At 72.5% G+C, this 16,985-nt stretch carries 15 protein-coding genes; 8 read left to right on the forward strand and 7 right to left on the reverse strand.

Annotated elements, in window-relative coordinates; translation table 11 throughout:
• Positions 1-9: 9 nt before the first annotated feature.
• On the forward strand, positions 10-504 hold the full coding sequence (locus AC3RKB_RS08060; protein ID WP_491435571.1) for an FBP domain-containing protein: 495 nt from the start codon (positions 10-12) through the stop codon (positions 502-504).
• A 193-nt stretch (positions 505-697) separates the two neighbouring features.
• Here the strand turns inward: AC3RKB_RS08060 and AC3RKB_RS08065 are convergent, their stop codons facing one another.
• The 3 genes from AC3RKB_RS08065 to AC3RKB_RS08075 form a co-directional block, all read right to left on the reverse strand.
• Complete coding sequence (locus tag AC3RKB_RS08065) at positions 698-1,468, reverse strand: SGNH/GDSL hydrolase family protein (protein WP_491435572.1); 771 nt, start codon at positions 1,466-1,468, stop codon at positions 698-700.
• Positions 1,469-1,550: 82 nt separating this feature from the next.
• A complete protein-coding gene (locus AC3RKB_RS08070) occupies positions 1,551-1,751 on the reverse strand; it encodes a DUF1918 domain-containing protein (protein WP_491435573.1) in 201 nt (66 codons plus the stop codon).
• Positions 1,752-1,818: 67 nt separating this feature from the next.
• Complete coding sequence (locus AC3RKB_RS08075; RefSeq protein ID WP_491435574.1) at positions 1,819-3,372, reverse strand: PucR family transcriptional regulator; 1,554 nt, start codon at positions 3,370-3,372, stop codon at positions 1,819-1,821.
• 130 nt (positions 3,373-3,502) lie between these two features.
• Here AC3RKB_RS08075 and gabT point away from each other — a divergent pair, with 130 nt between their 5' ends.
• The 6 genes from gabT (at position 3,503) to AC3RKB_RS08105 (ending at position 11,753) form a co-directional block, all read left to right on the forward strand.
• Complete coding sequence (gene gabT / locus AC3RKB_RS08080; RefSeq protein ID WP_491435575.1) at positions 3,503-4,867, forward strand: 4-aminobutyrate--2-oxoglutarate transaminase; 1,365 nt, start codon at positions 3,503-3,505, stop codon at positions 4,865-4,867.
• Between the two features lie 20 nt (positions 4,868-4,887).
• Positions 4,888-6,165, forward strand: coding sequence for a Glu/Leu/Phe/Val family dehydrogenase (locus AC3RKB_RS08085; RefSeq protein ID WP_491436784.1), 1,278 nt, complete (start codon positions 4,888-4,890; stop codon positions 6,163-6,165).
• 40 nt (positions 6,166-6,205) lie between these two features.
• Positions 6,206-7,672: an NAD-dependent succinate-semialdehyde dehydrogenase gene (locus AC3RKB_RS08090; protein ID WP_491435576.1), complete on the forward strand. Its 1,467-nt coding sequence runs from the start codon at positions 6,206-6,208 to the stop codon at positions 7,670-7,672.
• Positions 7,673-7,930: 258 nt separating this feature from the next.
• Positions 7,931-9,316, forward strand: coding sequence for a flavin monoamine oxidase family protein (locus AC3RKB_RS08095; RefSeq protein ID WP_491435577.1), 1,386 nt, complete (start codon positions 7,931-7,933; stop codon positions 9,314-9,316).
• Entirely contained in the window at positions 9,313-10,200 is an 888-nt protein-coding gene (locus AC3RKB_RS08100) for a universal stress protein (protein WP_491435578.1), read from the forward strand. Before AC3RKB_RS08095 ends, AC3RKB_RS08100 begins: the two co-directional genes overlap by 4 nt.
• Positions 10,197-11,753, forward strand: a complete 1,557-nt coding sequence (locus tag AC3RKB_RS08105; protein WP_491435579.1) for an APC family permease — start codon at positions 10,197-10,199, stop codon at positions 11,751-11,753. Before AC3RKB_RS08100 ends, AC3RKB_RS08105 begins: the two co-directional genes overlap by 4 nt.
• 149 nt (positions 11,754-11,902) lie before the next feature.
• On the opposite strand, the gene AC3RKB_RS08110 is transcribed toward AC3RKB_RS08105, so the two are convergent.
• From AC3RKB_RS08110 to AC3RKB_RS08125, 4 genes are all read right to left on the reverse strand, one after another.
• The gene (locus AC3RKB_RS08110; protein WP_491435580.1) at positions 11,903-12,559 is read right to left on the reverse strand and encodes an SRPBCC family protein; all 657 of its coding nucleotides are present in this window, start codon (positions 12,557-12,559) and stop codon (positions 11,903-11,905) included.
• 1 nt (position 12,560) lies between these two features.
• On the reverse strand, positions 12,561-12,920 hold the full coding sequence (locus AC3RKB_RS08115) for an ArsR/SmtB family transcription factor (RefSeq protein WP_491435581.1): 360 nt from the start codon (positions 12,918-12,920) through the stop codon (positions 12,561-12,563).
• Between the two features lie 212 nt (positions 12,921-13,132).
• Complete coding sequence (locus AC3RKB_RS08120) at positions 13,133-14,779, reverse strand: amidohydrolase (RefSeq protein WP_491435582.1); 1,647 nt, start codon at positions 14,777-14,779, stop codon at positions 13,133-13,135.
• Positions 14,776-16,035 carry an MFS transporter gene (locus AC3RKB_RS08125; protein WP_491435583.1) on the reverse strand — a complete coding sequence of 420 codons (1,260 nt, stop codon included), beginning with the start codon at positions 16,033-16,035 and terminating at the stop codon, positions 14,776-14,778. Before AC3RKB_RS08125 ends, AC3RKB_RS08120 begins: the two co-directional genes overlap by 4 nt.
• Positions 16,036-16,219: 184 nt before the next feature.
• Between AC3RKB_RS08125 and AC3RKB_RS08130 the strand changes: the two genes are divergently transcribed.
• Positions 16,220-16,837 carry a TetR/AcrR family transcriptional regulator gene (locus AC3RKB_RS08130; RefSeq protein ID WP_491435584.1) on the forward strand — a complete coding sequence of 206 codons (618 nt, stop codon included), beginning with the start codon at positions 16,220-16,222 and terminating at the stop codon, positions 16,835-16,837.
• The last annotated feature ends 148 nt before the right edge of the window (positions 16,838-16,985 follow it).

Below are 16,985 nucleotides of genomic sequence, written 5' to 3' on the forward strand. Positions count from 1 at the left end.
GGGGGTCGGATGCGTCCCATCACCGAGGACGAGCTCCGGTCGTCGTTCGTGAACGCGACCGACCGCGAGCTCGAGGAGCTCGAACTGCCGCTGGAGTACCTGCTGGTCGAGTGGGACCGGGTCGATGCGCTCGCCTGGCGCGACCGCCGGGCGAGCCGCCGGGGCTACCTCGTCACGCTCATCGACGACGAGCCGATCGGGGTCGTGCTGCGTGCGGCCGACCCGCCGTCGTCGCGCTTCCGCGCCGGCATGTGCAGCCTGTGCCACACGCAGCAGCCCATGAACCAGGTCACGATGTTCTCCGCGCGACGCGCCGGGGAGGCCGGCCGCAACGGCGACACGATCGGCACGTACCTCTGCAGCGACCTGTCGTGCCAGGAGAACGTGCGCCTGCACGCGCCACTCGCGCCCGCCGAGGTGCGCAGCGGAGCGCACGCGTGGGCCCGCATCGACGGGCTCGCGCGCCGCACGCGCGCCTTCGTCGAGGGCGTGCTCACGGGCTGACGCGTCGCGCGCGCGAGCGTCCCGTTCGTCGCGAGTACGTCCGTCCGGATGGCACGGCCGACGCGTCCCGCGCGCGAGTGTTTCCGTTCGTCGCGAGTGCGTCCGTCCGGATGGGCACGCTCGCGACGAACGGAAACACTCGGGTCGGGTCGGGGCGGGGCGGGGCGGGGCAGGTCGGGCGGCCGGGCCGGGACTAGGCGTCGAGGGCGACCGGCTCGAGGGTCGGGCGCTTCGCGGCGCGGCCGTCGCCCGACGAGCGGCCCGTGAGGCGGCGGCCGATCCACGGCAGCACGTACTCCCGGTAGTACACCGCGGTGTTGCGGCTCTTCGGCCCCGCGGGCGCGGCGGCGACCTCGGCGACGCCCCATTCCTCCGGCACCGGGATGCCGAGCGCGGTGAGCACGTTCGAGGCGACCTTCGCGTGCCCGAGCGCGTTGAGGTGCAGCTTGTCGGGCGACCAGTACCGGATGTCGCGGAGCATCCGATCGGCGAAGTTGTCGACGAACGTGACGCCGGGCAGCGCGGCGAGGTCGTGCAGCGCCTTGGTGAGGCGCACCCCGCGCGCGTCGAACACGCGGCCGAGCGGCAGATGGTCGGTGGGGTTCGCGCCGCTCAGCATGATGACGTGGATGTCCTCGTCGCGGATCCGGTGCACGGCCTGGCGGAACCGGTCGGCCACGAGCTCCTCGGGCATCCGCGGGCGCAGCATGTCGTTGCCGCCGCCGTTGAAGCTGATCGCCTCGGGCTCGAGCGCGATCGCCGCCTCGAGCTGCTCGTCGATGATCGGGCCGAGCTTGCGCCCGCGGATCGCGAAGTTGGCGTACCCGACCGTGTCGGGCGCGGCGGCGCGCGCCATCCCGAGCGCCACGAAATCGGCCCACCCCCGCACGCTGCCGTCGGGCAGTTCGTCGCCCACGCCCTCGGTGAAGCTGTCGCCGATGGCCGCATACGAGTGGAAGAGCATGCCCTCCACGCTATCGCGGGACCCCCGCACACCTGCCCGGCCCGTCCACAGGCGGGCGCGAGCGAGGGATGCCGCGCGGCCGTCAGTGCGCGGTGTGCTTGTGCGCGTGCTCCAACTCGCAATCGGTGCCCGGGTAGAGCAGCGCCTCGTGCCCGTCGTCGAAGCGCACGAGGTACGGCGGAGCGCCGTCGGCGCCGCGGACCTCGAGGACCTCGCCGTGCCGTTCCCCGCTGCCCACCGCCTTGCCGTGGATCACCAGCCGATCGCCGACCGTCGCCTGCATCGGTACCCCCTCATCGCGAGACCGTCCTGGTTCCACCGTACGCCCGGCACATGGGCGACCGGAAGGGTCACTCCGTCGCGAGCAGCGCGGCCCACAGGTCGGCACGTGCATGGAACCCCGACAGGTCGCGACCGAGCAGCTTCTCGGCGAGCGCGATGCGGCTGCGCACGGTGTGACGGTGCACGCCGAGTTCCTGCGCGGTCGCGTCGAACTGGCCGCCGTGCTCGAGCCAGGTCCGCGTGGTCTCGAGCAGCGCGGTGCCGTTCTCGCGGTCGTACTCGATGAGCGGCTCGAGGGTCGCGCGGGCCACCGCGCGTGCGTCGGTGCGGGCGAGGAACGCCAGCACGCCCTGCCGGCTGATGTCGTCGAACCACGTCACGCCGGGCCCGGTCTCGCGGGCGCGCTCGAGCGCGCGGGTCGCCTGCTCGTGCAGGCGGGCGAGGTCGGTGACGGATGCCGCGTCGGAGACGCCGACCGGCACGTCGAACTCGTGCGCGAGCTCCTCGGCGACCCCGCTGTCGCGGTCTTCCGCGACGACCACGACGGTCTCGCCGTCGCGGCCGAAGAAGAGGCGGCCGTCCTTGTCGTCCACGCGCAGTTCGAGCTGTTCCGCCATCCGGTCGACGTGCTCGTGCGGCAGGTCGGCGACGGCGACCCGCACCGGGTCCTGCGGCAGCGGGCCCCACATCTCGGCGGAGACGCCGGCGGCGAGTTCGACGTCGCCCGCGAGCATCGACCGGAGCAGGCCCGAGCGGAGGTGACCGCGCGCGCGGTCGAGGTCGCGGTTCTGCTCGAGCGCGAGTCCCGCGAGCGCGATCACCGCGGTGACGACCTCGCGACCGGCGGCGTCGAGCTCGGGCGAGTCGCCGATGGCGAGCACCCCGCGCAGCGCGCCACCCGCCCCGAGCGTCTGCAGCGTCATCCGCTGCGGCCGGCCCACCGAGGCGCCCGCCTCGAGCGTGCGGCTCGCGCGCTGGCCGCGCCGCAGCATCGAGCGCGCCTCGCCGACGACCTCGCCGAGCGCGGGCTGGCCGAGCCCGCCGACCGGCGCCTCGCGATCGAGCGCGCCCGCGGCATCGACGAGCCCGACCCACGTGCCGAGCCGATTGCTCAGCTCGGTGAGCGTCGCGCCGAGGCCGTCGGGGCGCAGCGCCGCGAGCGAGATCGCGCGCTGCGCCTGCAGCGCCCACGCCTGGCGGGCGTTCGCGTCGGCCGCGTTGAGGTCGGCGATGGTGCGCGCGATGCGGATGAACGGCACGCGGTAGGGCACCTCGAAGAGCGGCAGCCCGTGCGTCGAGCACGCCTCGACGAGCAGCGGCGGCGTGCCCGCACGGACCACCTCGGTGCCGAACCCGAGCGCGGCGATGCCGGCGCCCGCGAGCCGCGAGACGTACGCGTCGAACCCGGCGGGGTCGTCGTGACCGGTGTCGGCCCCGAACTGCGTGCCGGTCGTCAGCAGCACCTGGCCCGGTTCGAGGAACGGCGCCGGATCCTCCAGGTCGGAGCTGTGGACCCACGCCGCGGGCGCGTCGAGCGCGCCGTCGGGCAGCCCGCCCTCGTCGGTGAGGAGCGTGAGCGCGAGGTCGCCGCGGTCGAGGAGGGTGCGAACGGTGGGCTTCACGGAACCTCCTGGATGTACGCCGCGTCGAGCACAGTGGGTACGAGTGTACACGGGGGAGGGGGTGCCATCCGATCGGTGCTGCCTACCATGGCCCGACACCGCCACCGTCGTCACCGCATCGGAGCACCCCATGACCCTCGTCGAACCCACGGCCACCACCACCGCCGTCGGCGGCCCCGCCCTCCCGCAGGAGCGCCGCCTCGTCACCAGCATCCCCGGCCCCCTCTCGCAGGAGCTCATGGCCCGCAAGGCCGAGGCCGTCGCCGCGGGCGTCGGCACCACGATCCCCGTGTCGGTCGTCGCGGCCGGCGGCGGCGTCATCGTCGACGCCGACGGCAACTCGATCATCGACCTCGGCTCGGGCATCGCCGTCACCGGCGTCGGCAACTCGAACCCGCGCGTCGTCGAAGCCGTCACCGCCCAGCTCAACGCCTTCACCCACACGTGCTTCACCGTCGCCCCTTACGAGGGCTACGTCGCCGTCGCCGAGAAGCTCAACGAGCTCACCCCGGGCGACCACGCCAAGCGCTCCGCCCTCTTCAACTCGGGCGCCGAGGCCGTCGAGAACGCCGTGAAGATCGCCCGCCACTTCACGAAGAAGCAGGCCGTCGTCGCGTTCGACCACGCCTACCACGGCCGCACGAACCTCACGATGGGCCTCACCGCCAAGAACATCCCGTACAAGAGCGGCTTCGGCCCGTTCGCGCCCGAGGTGTACCGCGTGCCGCTCAGCTACCCCTTCCGCGACGGCGGCCTGTCGGGTGCCGAGGCCGCGGCCCGCGCCATCCTGCAGATCGAGAAGCAGGTCGGGGCCGAGAACCTCGCCGCGATCATCATCGAGCCCATCCAGGGCGAGGGCGGCTTCATCGTGCCGGCCCCCGGCTTCCTCGCGGCGCTCGTGAAGTGGGCGAACGAGAACGACGTCGTCTTCATCGCCGACGAGGTGCAGACCGGCTTCGGCCGCACCGGAGCCTGGTTCGCCAGCGAGCACGAGGGCATCGTGCCCGACCTGATCGTCACCGCGAAGGGCATCGCCGGCGGCCTGCCGCTCTCGGCGGTCACCGGCCGCGCCGACATCATGGACTCCGCCCACGCCGGCGGCCTCGGCGGCACCTACGCGGGCAGCCCGATCGCCTGCGCCGCCGCGCTCGCCGCGATCGAGTCGTACCAGGAGGACGGCCTGATCGAGCGCGCCCGCGAGATCGGCTCGGTCCTCATCGGCCGCCTCAACGCGCTGCGCACCGCCGACGCGCGCATCGGCGACGTCCGCGGACGCGGCGCCATGGTCGCGATCGAGCTCGTCGACCCCGAGACCGGCGCACCCGACGCGGCGCTCACCGGCAAGCTCGCCGCCTACGCCGCCGCCAACGGCGTGCTCGTGCTCACGTGCGGCACCTACGGCAACGTCATCCGCTTCCTCCCTCCGCTCACCATCTCGGACGAGCTGCTGATCGAGGGCCTCGAGGTCCTCGCGGAAGGACTGAAGCAGGCATGAACCCCGTGACGGCGCCGACGATGTCGCCGACGGATGCCGCGGCATCCGTCGCCCTCGAACCGACCCCGCTCGTCGATGCGCGCGCCCAGCTCGCCGAGGCGGTGACGCTGCTCGGCTACGGCGACGGCCTCCACCAGATGCTCGCCACGCCGCGTCGTGAGCTCAGCGTGGCCGTGCCGCTGCGCATGGACTCGGGCGAGAGCCGGCTGTACCTCGGCTACCGCGTGCAGCACAACTTCTCGCGCGGCCCCGCCAAGGGCGGCCTCCGCTACGCGCCGAACGTGAACCTCGACGAGGTCCGCGCGCTCGCGATGTGGATGACCTGGAAGTGCGCCCTGCTCGACGTGCCGTACGGCGGCGCCAAGGGCGGGCTCGCGATCGACCCGCGCGAGCACTCCACTGCGGAGCTCGAACGCGTCACCCGCCGCTACACGAGCGAGATCCTGCCCATCATCGGGCCGGAACGCGACATCCCCGCGCCCGACATCGGCACCGACGAGCAGACCATGGCTTGGATGATGGACACCTACTCCGTCAACAGCGGCTACACCGTGCCCGGCATCGTGACCGGCAAGCCGATCTCGCTCGGGGGATCGCTCGGCCGCGCGTCGGCCACGAGCCGCGGCGTCACGCACATCGCGCTCGCGGCGCTGCGCCACACCGGACTCGAGCCGGCCCGCTCCACCGCGGCCGTGCAGGGCTTCGGCAAGGTCGGCGCCGACGCCGCGCGGTTCCTCGCCGAGGCCGGCGTGAAGGTCACCGCGGTGAGCGACCAGTACGGCGCGCTTCGCAACGACCGCGGCATCGACATCGAGGCGCTCTCCGACCACGTGCGCGCCACCGGCTCGGTCGTCGGCTTCGCCGGCGCCGACGAGCTCCACCGCGACGAGCTGCTCACGCAGGACGTCGACCTGCTCGTGCCCGCCGCGGTCGAGGGCGTGCTCCACGGCGGCAACGCCCGCGACGTGAAGGCCTCGGTGGTCGTCGAGGGCGCCAACGGCCCCACGACGCCCGCCGCCGACGCGATCCTCCGGGAGCGCGGCGTGCTCGTCGTCCCCGACATCCTCGCCAACGCGGGCGGTGTCATCGTCTCGTACTTCGAATGGGTCCAGGCCAACCAGGCGTACTGGTGGCGGGCCGACGAGGTCGAGAGCAGACTGGAGGAGCGGATGCTGAACGCCTGGCGTCACGTCCTCGGCTATGCCGAGGCCCGCGACCTCTCGCTCCGCACCGCCGCCACGGCACTCGCCGTCGAACGCGTCGCCGAGGCGCACCGCCTCCGCGGCCTCTACCCGTGATCGCGCGAGATCCGCGCACGACAGGAAACGGACACCCAGCATGACCACTGCAACGCAGGAATCCGCACTGCTCGACCGCGTCGCCGACGGGCTGTTCATCGGCGGCGAATGGATCGCGGCCGAAGGCGGGAAGACCTTCGAGGTCCGCGACCCCTCCACGGGCGAGGTGCTCAAGGAGATCGCCGACGCGTCGGCCGCCGACGGCCTCCGCGCGCTCGACGCGGCCGTCGCCGCACAGGCGTCGTGGGCCGCGACCGCGCCCCGCGAGCGCGGTGAGATCCTCCGCCGCGCGTTCGACCTGCTCATGGAGCGTCGCGAGGACTTCGCGCTGCTCATGACGCTCGAGATGGGCAAGCCGCTCGCCGAGGCGCGCGGCGAGGTCAACTACGGGGGCGAGTTCCTCCGCTGGTTCAGCGAGGAGGCCGTGCGCATCACCGGCCGCTACGGCTGGAACCCCGAGGGCACCGGCCGCATCGTGGTCGCGCAGCGCCCCGTCGGCCCGTCGTACTTCATCACGCCGTGGAACTTCCCGCTCGCGATGGCGACCCGCAAGATCGCCCCGGCGCTCGCCGCGGGCTGCACCGTGGTCGTCAAGCCGGCCGCCCTCACGCCGCTCACGACGGTCGCCTTCGTGCAACTGCTCGAGGAGGTCGGCCTGCCCAAGGGCGTCGTCAACGTGGTCACGACCACGAGCTCGTCGAAGGTCTCGGGCCCGATCATCGCCGACCCGCGCCTGCGCAAGCTCTCGTTCACGGGCTCGACCGAGGTCGGCCGCAAGCTCATCGAGCAGTCGGCGCAGGGCATCCTCCGCACCTCGATGGAGCTCGGCGGCAACGCGCCGTTCGTCGTCTTCGAGGACGCCGACCTCGACAAGGCCGTGGACGGCGCGATCGTCGCGAAGTTCCGCAACATCGGCCAGGCGTGCACGGCCGCGAACCGGTTCATCGTGCACGAGTCGGTCGCGGCCGAGTTCGCGCGCCGCGTGACCGAGCGCGTGCAGTCGATGCGCGTCGGCCGCGGCACGGAGGACGGCATCTCGATCGGCCCGCTCATCGACGCCGACGCGGTCGCCTCAACCGACGAGCTCGTGCAGGACGCCGTCTCGAAGGGCGCGAAGGTCCTCGCCGGCGGTTCTGCGATCGACGGCGCCGGCTCGTTCTACGCGCCGACCGTGCTCGGCGACGTGTCCTCCGACGCGCGCCTGCTCCGCGAGGAGATCTTCGGACCGGTGCTCGGCATCACCACGTTCGCCGACGAGGACGAGGCCGTGCGCCTGGCGAACTCCACCGAGTACGGCCTCATCTCCTACGTGTTCACGCAGGACCTCGCCCGCGGCCACCGCATGATCGACCGCCTCGACACCGGCATGATGGGCCTGAACACGGGCCTCGTCTCGAACGCGGCGGCGCCCTTCGGCGGCGTCAAGCAGTCGGGCATCGGTCGCGAGGGCGGCTTCGAGGGCATCCACGAGTTCCTCGACACGAAGTACACCCTCATCCCCGCATAGGGCCGAGCGGATGTCGCGGCGCGCCTCGCACGCGCGTGCCCGCGTCGCGACATCCGCCCCCTGCGCACAATTCAGGAGTTGCTGACGCACATGCGCCCGACGCAGGTCCGGAATTCAGGAGCGATGGACGCGACTGGGCACGCGCGAGCGCGAATCCGCGCGACGACCGGGCGGCGACGCCGCCGCACTCCTGAATTCAGCGCGTGGCGCGGAGCGCCCGCTCCTGAATTCTGAACAGAAGAAACGGAAACGCACACCATGCAACGGATCGACACCGACGTCGTGATCGTCGGCGCAGGCGCCGCGGGCCTCACCGCGGCCACCGAGCTCGCCAAGGCCGGGCGCGATGTCGTCGTGCTCGAGGCGCGCGACCGCGTCGGCGGCCGACTCTGGACCGGCGAGATCGACGGCGCCATGCTCGAGATCGGCGGCCAGTGGGTCTCGCCCGACCAGGACGCGCTCATCGAGACGCTCGACGAGCTCGGCCTCGAGACCTACGACCGCTACCGCGAGGGCCGGAACGTCTACATCAGCGAGACCGGCGAGCGGCGCCTCTTCGAGGGCGAGATCTTCCCGGTGCCCGCCCAGACCGAGGGCGAGATCGTCGGCCTCATCGACCGGCTCGACCAGCTCGTCGCCGAGATCGACCCCGAGCAGCCGTGGGCGCACCCTCGCGCGAAGGAGCTCGACGAGATCTCGTTCGCCGAGTGGCTCGGCACGCAGACCGACGACGAGGAGGCGAAGCTCAACATCGGCATGTTCATCGCCGGTGCGATGCTCACGAAGCCGACCCACGCGTTCTCGGCGCTCCAGGCGTTGCTCATGGCGGCCTCCGCCGGTTCGTTCTCGAACCTCGTCGACGCCGACTTCATCCTCGACAAGCGCGTCGTCGGGGGCCTCCAGCAGGTGCCGCTGCGCCTGGCCGAGCGACTCGGCGACGCCGTGAAGCTGAACCAGCCGGTGCGCACCATCCGCTGGAACCCCGAGGACCCCGAGGCGGGCGTCACGGTCGTCACCGACGCGCTCGAGGTGCACGCCCAGCAGGTGATCCTCGCACTCGCGCCGATCCTCTACGACCGCATCTCGTACGAGCCGCCGCTGCCGCGCCTCCAGCACCAGATGCACCAGCACATCTCGATGGGCTTCGTCATCAAGGTGCACGCCGTCTACGAGACGCCGTTCTGGCGCGAGCAGGGCCTGTCGGGCACCGCGTTCAGCCCCTACGAGCTCTCGCACGAGGCGTACGACAACACCAACCACGGCGACACCCGCGGCACGCTCGTCGGCTTCGTCTCCGACGAGGCGGCCGACGAGGTCTTCCGCCTGAGCGCCGAGGAGCGCAAGGCGCGCATCCTCGAGTCGCTCTCGCACTACTACGGCGAGCAGGCCAAGCACCCGGTCGTCTACTACGAGTCCGACTGGGGCTCGGAGGAGTGGACGCGCGGCGCGTACGCCGCGAGCTTCGACATGGGCGGCCTCGCGCGCTACGGCGCCGACCTGCGCACGCCGGTCGGGCCGATCCGCTTCGCGTGCTCCGACATGGCGGGCAAGGGGTACCAGCACGTCGACGGTGCCATCCGGATGGGTCGACTCGTCGCCGCGCAGGTCCTCGAGGCCGTACCGGCCGAGGCAGGTGTGCGATGAGCGACCTGAAGCTCGTCGTCGGCTACACCGCCAACGAGTCCGGCGCCGACGCGCTCGCGTTCGCGAGCCGCGTGGCGAGCGCCGCGGAAGGCGTGCTCGAGGTCGTGATGGTGCTGCCGTCCGAGGCGCACAACGCCCGCGTGCCCGTCGACCAGGGGTACCTCCGCTACCTGCGCGAACAGTCGCGCGAGTGGCTCGCCGAGGCGTCGACGCACCTGGGGGAGGATGTCGCGTCCAAGCTGCACATCCGCTACGCGGAGTCGTTCGCCGAGGGCCTCATCAACGCGGCCCACGAATTCGACGCGAACCTCATCGTGGTCGGCGCGGCCGGCGGCGGCCGCCGGGCGCACGCACGCGTCGGATCGGTCGCGAACGAGCTGCTGCACTCCTCCGACGTCCCGGTCGCGCTCGCTCCAGCGGGTGCGCGCGAGATCCCGGTGTCGCAGGGCGTCACCCGGATCACCGCGTGCGTCGGCACCCGCCCCGGCGCCGAGGAGCAGCTCGAGGCGGCGACCTCGCTCGCCCGCGCCACGCATGCCCCGCTCCGGCTGCTCTCGCTCGTGCCGATCGACCTGCCCGCGGGCCTCGACGCGCACCTCGCCGAGCTCACCAGCTCGGCGCACGCCGAGCAGGTGCTGCAGGAGGCGCACCGGAAGCTCCCCGCGGGCATCGACGCGACCGTCGAGATCGCGCGCGGGTCCACGATCGAGGACGCCGTGCAGGCCCTCGACTGGCACGACGGCGAGCTGGTGCTCGTCGGCTCGAGCCGGCTCGCGGCACCTCGCCGCCTGTTCCTCGGCTCGACCGCAGCGAAGGTGCTGCGCGAGCTCCCGGTGCCGATGATCGTGGTACCGCGCAACACCCACGGAAAGACGATGCAATGACGCAGCACAACGAGTCCACGCCCGGCGCCCCGTTCACCGAGGCGACCCGCGCGATCGACGCGCCGCAGGGCGGCATCACCCGCAAGGGCCTCTCGGCCGGTTCGGTCGGCCTCATCGGCGCGGTCGTCATCGCGATCTCCTGCATCGCTCCCGCCTACACGCTCACCGCCGCGCTCGGCCCGACGGTGTCGGAGGTGGGCACGCAGGTGCCCGCGATCATCCTGCTCGGCTTCGTCCCGATGCTCCTCGTGGCGTTCGGGTACCGCGAGCTCAACAAGCGCATGCCCGACTCGGGCACCTCGTTCACGTGGGCGACGCGTGCGTTCGGCCCCTGGATCGGCTGGATGGCGGGCTGGGGGCTCGTCGCCGCGACGATCCTGGTGCTCTCGAACCTGGCCGGCATCGCGGTCGACTTCCTGTTCCTGCTGATCTCGCAGATCGCCGGCAACCCGGAGATCGCGGACATCGCGGCGAACCCGTTCGTGAACGTCGTCGTGTGCCTGCTCTTCATGCTCGGCGCGACGTGGATCTCGTACCGCGACCTGCAGACGACGCAGAAGCTGCAGTACTGGCTGGTCGGCTTCCAGGTCGCCGTGCTCGTGCTGTTCTCGGTGGCCGCGCTCGTCGAGGTCGCCAACGGCAACGCGTTCGACGCGACGCCGATCGAGCTGAGCTGGTTCAACCCGTTCGCCGTGAGCGACTTCAGCGCGCTCGCCGCGGGCCTGTCCCTGTCGATCTTCATCTTCTGGGGCTGGGACGTCGCCCTCACCATGAACGAGGAGACGAAGGGCGCCGAGAAGACCCCGGGCCGCGCGGCCACGCTGTCGGTGATCATCATCGTGGTGCTCTACCTGCTCATCTCGGTGTCGCTCATCTCGTTCGCCGGCGTCGGCGACGGCGAGTACGGCCTCGGCAACCCCGACATCCAGGACAACGTCTTCTTCGCGCTCGCCGGCCCCATCCTCGGTCCGCTCGCGGCGCTCGTGTCGCTCGCGGTGCTCACCTCGAGCGCGTCGAGCCTGCAGTCGACGTTCGTGTCGCCCGCGCGCACGCTCCTCGCGATGGGCCACTACGGGGCGCTGCCGCCGAAGTTCGCGCGCGTGAGCCCCCGGTTCTTCACGCCCGGGTACGCGACCGTCGTGTCGGCGGTCGTCGCCTCCGCCTTCTACGCGGTCATGCGCTTCCTCAGCGAGAACGTGCTGTGGGACACCATCACCGCGCTCGGCATGATGATCTGCTTCTACTACGGCATCACGGCGTTCGCCGCGGTGTGGTTCTTCCGCAAGACGTGGTTCCGTTCGGTGCGGGAGTTCTTCTTCACGCTGCTGTTCCCGCTCGTGGGCGGCGTCATCCTGTCGGTGCTGTTCGTCACGACGCTGATCGACAGCATGGACCCGGACTACGGCAGCGGGTCGAACGTCTTCGGCGTCGGCCTGGTCTTCATCCTCGGCATGGTCGTGCTGCTCACGGGCGTCGCGATCATGATCTGGCAGGCCGTGAAGCGGCCCGCGTTCTTCCGCGGCGAGACGCTCTCGCGCGCCGCGGCCGACTGAGCCCGCGTCCGGCCGCGGGCGCTCCACCCGCACCGGCCGGACGCGACTGCGAACCGCCCCGCCGGCGACACCCGGCGGGGCGGTTCCGCGTCTGCGGCTCCGGTCGCGAGGGGCGAAGCGCGTCTCGAGCCCGGATGTCGCGACTCGCGTCAGTCGTCGGCCGCGGGCGCCGGCGATGCCCCGGTGTAGGCCGCGAACGTCGTGTCGGCCGCGGCGCGCGCGGTCGCGGCATCCGCCCCGCTCGCGATATGGGCGTCGGCCCAGCGGTCGGCGCTCAGGCGCATGAACCCGATGCCCTCGTCGGTCAGCAGCCACTCGGCCGAGTTGTCGGGTCGCACCTCGCCGGTCGTGAGGTGCTGCGCGAGGCCGAGCAGCGTCGAATCCCAGCCGACCCCGGTCGCGCCCGGGCCGAACTGCTCCCACATGCCCGGCGGCAGGTCGGCGGCGAGCGCGACGTGTTCGAGCTCGACGCGCGTGTGCTCCGCGTCGACTTGGTCGAGGCGGACGGTGAGCCACGTCACGCCGCCGCCGTACTCCCACGTCACGCCGAACGAGTTCGGCGCGTCGCACGACTCGACGGTGCCGCTCGCGTTGCCCTCGATGGCGTAGCGCCCGCCGAGGCGCAGGTCGCCGCTCACGGGCAGGAACCAGCGGGGGATCCGCTCGATCGTCGTGAGGGCGTTCCACACGTCGCCGATGGCGGCGCGATAGGTCTGCTCGAGGGTCTGCACGTGCGCGGGCGCGCCGTCGCGTTCGCCGGTGGTGAGGGTGCGGTCGACGGCGTCGATCTGTGCCTCGATGTCCATGTCAGTGCTCCTTCGTCGGTGAGGCGGATGTCGCGAGCCGGCGTTCACGCGCCGACCTGGCGAGCTCGGTGCCGAGCGCGTCGAGGTGCGGTCGCCAGAACCGCTCGAACGGCGTGAACCACTCGGCGGCCTGATGGATCGGCTCGGGGTCGAGCGCGTAGAGGCGGCGCGTGCCCTCGGCCCGCACGCGCGCGAAGCCGGACTCGCGCAGCACGCGCAGGTGCTGCGACACCGCCGGCTGGCTGATGCCGAACTCCTGCTGCACGACGCGGCCGACGTCGCCGGCGGCGAGCTCGCCGTCGGCGAGCAGCTCCACGATCCGGCGTCGGACCGGGTCGCCGAGGATGTCGAGCGCGTGCATGGTCCCATGATTCACTGCCTACTTATATAAGTCAAGCGTGAAACATACGCATCCAGATCGAGAGGTCGCGGATGGCGGGTAGAGCCGTGCATCCGCGACTTCTGGAGCAGAGGGGGCTGGCCGGGGTCGTGGCCACAGACGAGAGGTCGCGAATGGCGGGTCGAACCGTGCATCCGCGACCTCTCGACGGGTGGACGCGAGGTGGAGCGGACTCAGGCGGCGGCGTCCGCCGCGTCGGCGTCGGCGACGTACTCGGCGCGCCCCGCGACGACGGTGCGGACGACGTGCGCCTCGAGCAGCGACGCCTCGCCGAGCTCGAACGGGTCGCGGTCGATGACCGCGAGGTCTGCCGCGAGCCCCGGCGCGAGGCGCCCGCGCACGTGCTCCTCGCGGCACGAGTACGCGGCGTCGCGCGTCGCGTGCCGTACGGCGTCGGCGAGCGGCACGGCGTACTCCGGATGGTTCGAGGGGAACGAGCCGTCGAGCGCCGACCGCCGGGTCGCGGCGACGTACAGGTTCGGCAGCGACTCGTGCGGCGCGGTCGGCGCGTCGGTCGAGAAGGCGAGCACGGCGCCGGCGTCGGTGATCTCGGTCCACGGGAAGCCGCGGTCGGCGCGCTCGTCGCCGAGCATCGCGGCCCAGTTCGCCCAGATCGCGGGGTCGGCGTGCACGGGCTGCATCGACGCGACGACGCCGAGGCGCGCGAGCCGCGCGACATCCGCCCGGTCGACGTACTCGAGGTGCTCGATGCGGTGCCGCCGGTCGCGCTCGCCGTTCACCGCGATCGCGTGCTCGAGCGCGTCGAGGGCGATGCCGCTGGCCGCATCGCCGATCGCGTGCATCGCGACCTGCAGCCCTGCGCCGTCCGCGGCGGCGACCACCGGGTTCAGCGCGTCGAGTGGCCAGATCGGGTCGGCGTTCGACCCGTCGGCGTACGGATGCCGCATCGCGGCCGTGCACGCATCGATCACGCCGTCGAGCACGAGCTTGATGCCCGCGATCCGCAGCCACGGCGAGTCGGCCTCGCGCGCGAGCTCGACCGCGCGCGCCACCTGCGCGAGGTTGGCCGCCTCGTCGCCCGTGTTCGCGACGAACCAGTGCGCCACGACGCGGATCGGCAGCCGCCCGCCGCGACGCTCGGCCGCACGGCGGAACGCCGCCAGCCCGAGGTCGTCGAAGGCCATGTCGACGACGCCGGTGACGCCGGTCGCGAGGTAGGCGGCGATGGTGCGCTCGACGGCGGCGTCGCGGTCGGCGTCGGTGGCCTGTGCGGCGAGGTGCTCCCACACGTGCTGCTGCGCGGCGGTCTCGTAGAGCATGCCGTTCGGCTCGCCGGATGCGTCGCGCCCGATGCGTCCGCCGATCGGATCGGGGGTGTCGCGCGTGATGCCGAGCTCGGCGAGCGCCGCCGTGTTGACCCAGCACGAGTGGTAGTCGTTGGCGTCGAGGTAGACGGGGACGTCGGCGACGGCGGCGTCCAGCATCGCGGCGGTGGGCGCGCCATCCGGGACCGAGTCGAACAACCAGCCGCGGCCCAGCACGCGCGGTGCGTCGGGGTGTGCGGCCCGGGCGGCGCGCAGGCGCGCCCGGATCTCGTCGAGCGAGCGCGCGTCGGTGAGTCCGACCCGGCCGAGCGCCTCGCCCATCATCACCAGGTGCGTGTGCGCGTCGACGAAGCCCGGCACGACGAGCCGGCCCGCGAGGTCGACGACCTCGGCGCCTGCGCCGGCGGCGGCGAGCACGTCGGCGGTGGTGCCGACCGCGGTGATCGCGTCGCCGTCGGTCGCGACGGCCTCCGCCCACTCCCGCTCGTCGGTCGCCGTGAAGACGCGGCCGTTCACGTACGCGACGCGGGTCATGCGCGCACCCCCTCGGCGATCACGTCGGTGCCTGAGTCTCCGCGTGCGGCGCGTGTCGCGACATCCGCCGCATGCTCGGCCGCCTGCACCTCGCGCGAGAACCGCGCGACGAGCACGACGGGCGTGATGAGCGCGAAGCTCGCGACGCCCAGGGCGACGCCGAAGCCGGCGAAGCCGAACGCCTCGACGAGCGCCGCGCCGATCACGGGGGTGAGGGCCGAGCCGACGAGGTACACCGCGAGCAGCGGGCCCGACCAGCGGCCGTCGGCGTCGAGCGCCGCCGCGGTCGAGACGAAGTAGAGGAACGCGATCGCGTAGATCGTGTTCCACGCGATGAACACGACGACGAACGCGGTCGGGTCGGTCACGGTCGACTCGACGATCTTCAGGATGCCGCCCGCGCCGAGCAGCAGCGCGAGCGGCAGCGCCCGCCCGAATCGGTCGCCGACGACGGTGATGAGGATGGCGCCCAGGATGCCGCCGGCGGTCGCGCCGCTGAGCGCGATGCCGAGCCCCTCCGGCGTGAGCGCGGCCTGCTCGGCCCCCATGATGCCGGCCATGGCCCAGAGCGAGTCCTCGCTCACGGCCCACAGTGCGAAGCAGACGAGCAGCGCGATGCCGGCGATGGTGACGCGGCGCGCGTACGGGGTCGCGGATGCTGCGGCGCGCGCGTGCGGCGCGACCTCGACGATCGGCGCCGCGGGCAGCCATGCGGTCGTGAGCAGCATCGCGGCCGAGAACCCGGCGAGCACGCCGAACACGCTCACCGGCGCGAGGCCGATGATCGGCACGACGGCGAGGATCACGGTGATCACGGCGCGGTTGGCGAGCCCGTTCCATCCGGCGACCCGATCGGGGTTGAGGAACGCGGCGAGCGCGGCGCCAGACGAGGCGACCGCGCCGCCCGCGCCGATGCCGCCGGCGATGAGCCCGGCGACCACGACGGCCGGCGCGGGGACGAGCGCGGCCACGCCGAAGCCGACGGTTGCGACGAGCAGGCCGATGCGCGCGACGGCGAGCCGGCGCGGCCCGGCGCAGAGCCGGGCGACCGCGAGGCCGGTCACCGCGGTCGCGAGCAGCGTCGCCGTGACGATCCAGCTCGCGGTGAGCACGTCGGCGCCGAGCGCCGTCTGCAGGGCCGCGATCATGTACGGCGAGAGGTTGACGCCGAGGTAGCCGGCGATGCCGACGCCGAAGGTGGCGACGGCTCCGGGGAACCGGAGCGGCACCCGGGAGGTGGGAGTGGTTGCGGTCACGGGGAGTCTCCTGACGGGAGGTGCACGACGCTGTGCGGGGAGATGGGGTCGCGGCACGCCGGGTGCGGCATCCGCTAAATGAATGGTGTTCGTTTATTATTCACACCGAAGCCGCTGCGGGGAAGAGGGAATCTCGGATTCGGTCCGAAACGACCCCTAGGCTGGCCCGGACGAGGAGGTGCGGATGCCCAGGCCCAAGGTGCCGCTGCTGTCGACCGATCGCATCGCCGACGCCGCGCTCGAGCTCGTCGACTCGGGCGAGTCGTTCGGGGTCAACGCCCTCGCGCGCAAGCTCGGCGTCACGCCCTCGTCGCTGTACAACCACGTGCGCGGGCGCGACGAGATCGTCGAGCTCATCCGCGGGAGGCTCGCCGAGCGCTACCTGCCCGAACCGCCGACCGGCACGTGGGACCACGTCGTCTCCGAGACCATGCGCAGCCAGCGGGCGCTGTACGCCGGGCACCCCAACGCGATCCCGCTCATCGTCGGGAAGACCATCACCGACCCGATCGTCATCGCGAGCTACGACAACCTCGCGACCGCGCTGCTGGCCGCCGGGTTCCCCGACGACGAGGTGCTGGTCGTCGTCGCGATCCTCGACTCGTTCGCGCTCGGGTTCGGCCTCGACCTCGCCTCGCCCGACGAGATCTGGCAGCCGCAGGGGCCGACCGCGACCCTCGGACGGCTGCTCGCGAGCGCCGAGCGCGGCGCCGCGCGCTCCGACCGCGCGTTCGAGGAGGGGCTCGAGCTGCTGCTCGATTCGCTCAGGCTGCGTCTCGCGCGCCTGCGCGACGACGGCTGACCCGGGCCGGTAGGGCCGGCGACGCGAGCGCTGGCCGTTCCGGATTCGCAGGAGAGTCGGCGATCTACAGGAGGAAATCGCGGACTCCGTCCTGTCGATCGCCGGGATTCCTGTAATCGGCTGCGGGAATGTAGTGTCCGAGCGGTCC

This window comes from Agromyces capsici (assembly GCF_058349965.1).

What these genes read in the sequence shown, in the direction of transcription:
- AC3RKB_RS08095 (WP_491435577.1), top strand. Translation starts at nt 7,931, where the DNA reads ATGCAACGGATCGACACCGACGTCGTGATCGTCGGCGCAGGCGCCGCG.
- AC3RKB_RS08070 (WP_491435573.1), bottom strand. Translation starts at nt 1,751, where the DNA reads ATGCAGGCGACGGTCGGCGATCGGCTGGTGATCCACGGCAAGGCGGTG.
- AC3RKB_RS08100 (WP_491435578.1), top strand. Translation starts at nt 9,313, where the DNA reads ATGAGCGACCTGAAGCTCGTCGTCGGCTACACCGCCAACGAGTCCGGC.
- AC3RKB_RS08060 (WP_491435571.1), top strand. Translation starts at nt 10, where the DNA reads ATGCGTCCCATCACCGAGGACGAGCTCCGGTCGTCGTTCGTGAACGCG.
- gabT (WP_491435575.1), top strand. Translation starts at nt 3,503, where the DNA reads ATGACCCTCGTCGAACCCACGGCCACCACCACCGCCGTCGGCGGCCCC.
- AC3RKB_RS08130 (WP_491435584.1), top strand. Translation starts at nt 16,220, where the DNA reads ATGCCCAGGCCCAAGGTGCCGCTGCTGTCGACCGATCGCATCGCCGAC.
- AC3RKB_RS08120 (WP_491435582.1), bottom strand. Translation starts at nt 14,779, where the DNA reads ATGACCCGCGTCGCGTACGTGAACGGCCGCGTCTTCACGGCGACCGAC.
- AC3RKB_RS08085 (WP_491436784.1), top strand. Translation starts at nt 4,888, where the DNA reads ATGTCGCCGACGGATGCCGCGGCATCCGTCGCCCTCGAACCGACCCCG.
- AC3RKB_RS08115 (WP_491435581.1), bottom strand. Translation starts at nt 12,920, where the DNA reads ATGCACGCGCTCGACATCCTCGGCGACCCGGTCCGACGCCGGATCGTG.
- AC3RKB_RS08105 (WP_491435579.1), top strand. Translation starts at nt 10,197, where the DNA reads ATGACGCAGCACAACGAGTCCACGCCCGGCGCCCCGTTCACCGAGGCG.
- AC3RKB_RS08090 (WP_491435576.1), top strand. Translation starts at nt 6,206, where the DNA reads ATGACCACTGCAACGCAGGAATCCGCACTGCTCGACCGCGTCGCCGAC.
- AC3RKB_RS08110 (WP_491435580.1), bottom strand. Translation starts at nt 12,559, where the DNA reads ATGGACATCGAGGCACAGATCGACGCCGTCGACCGCACCCTCACCACC.
- AC3RKB_RS08065 (WP_491435572.1), bottom strand. Translation starts at nt 1,468, where the DNA reads ATGCTCTTCCACTCGTATGCGGCCATCGGCGACAGCTTCACCGAGGGC.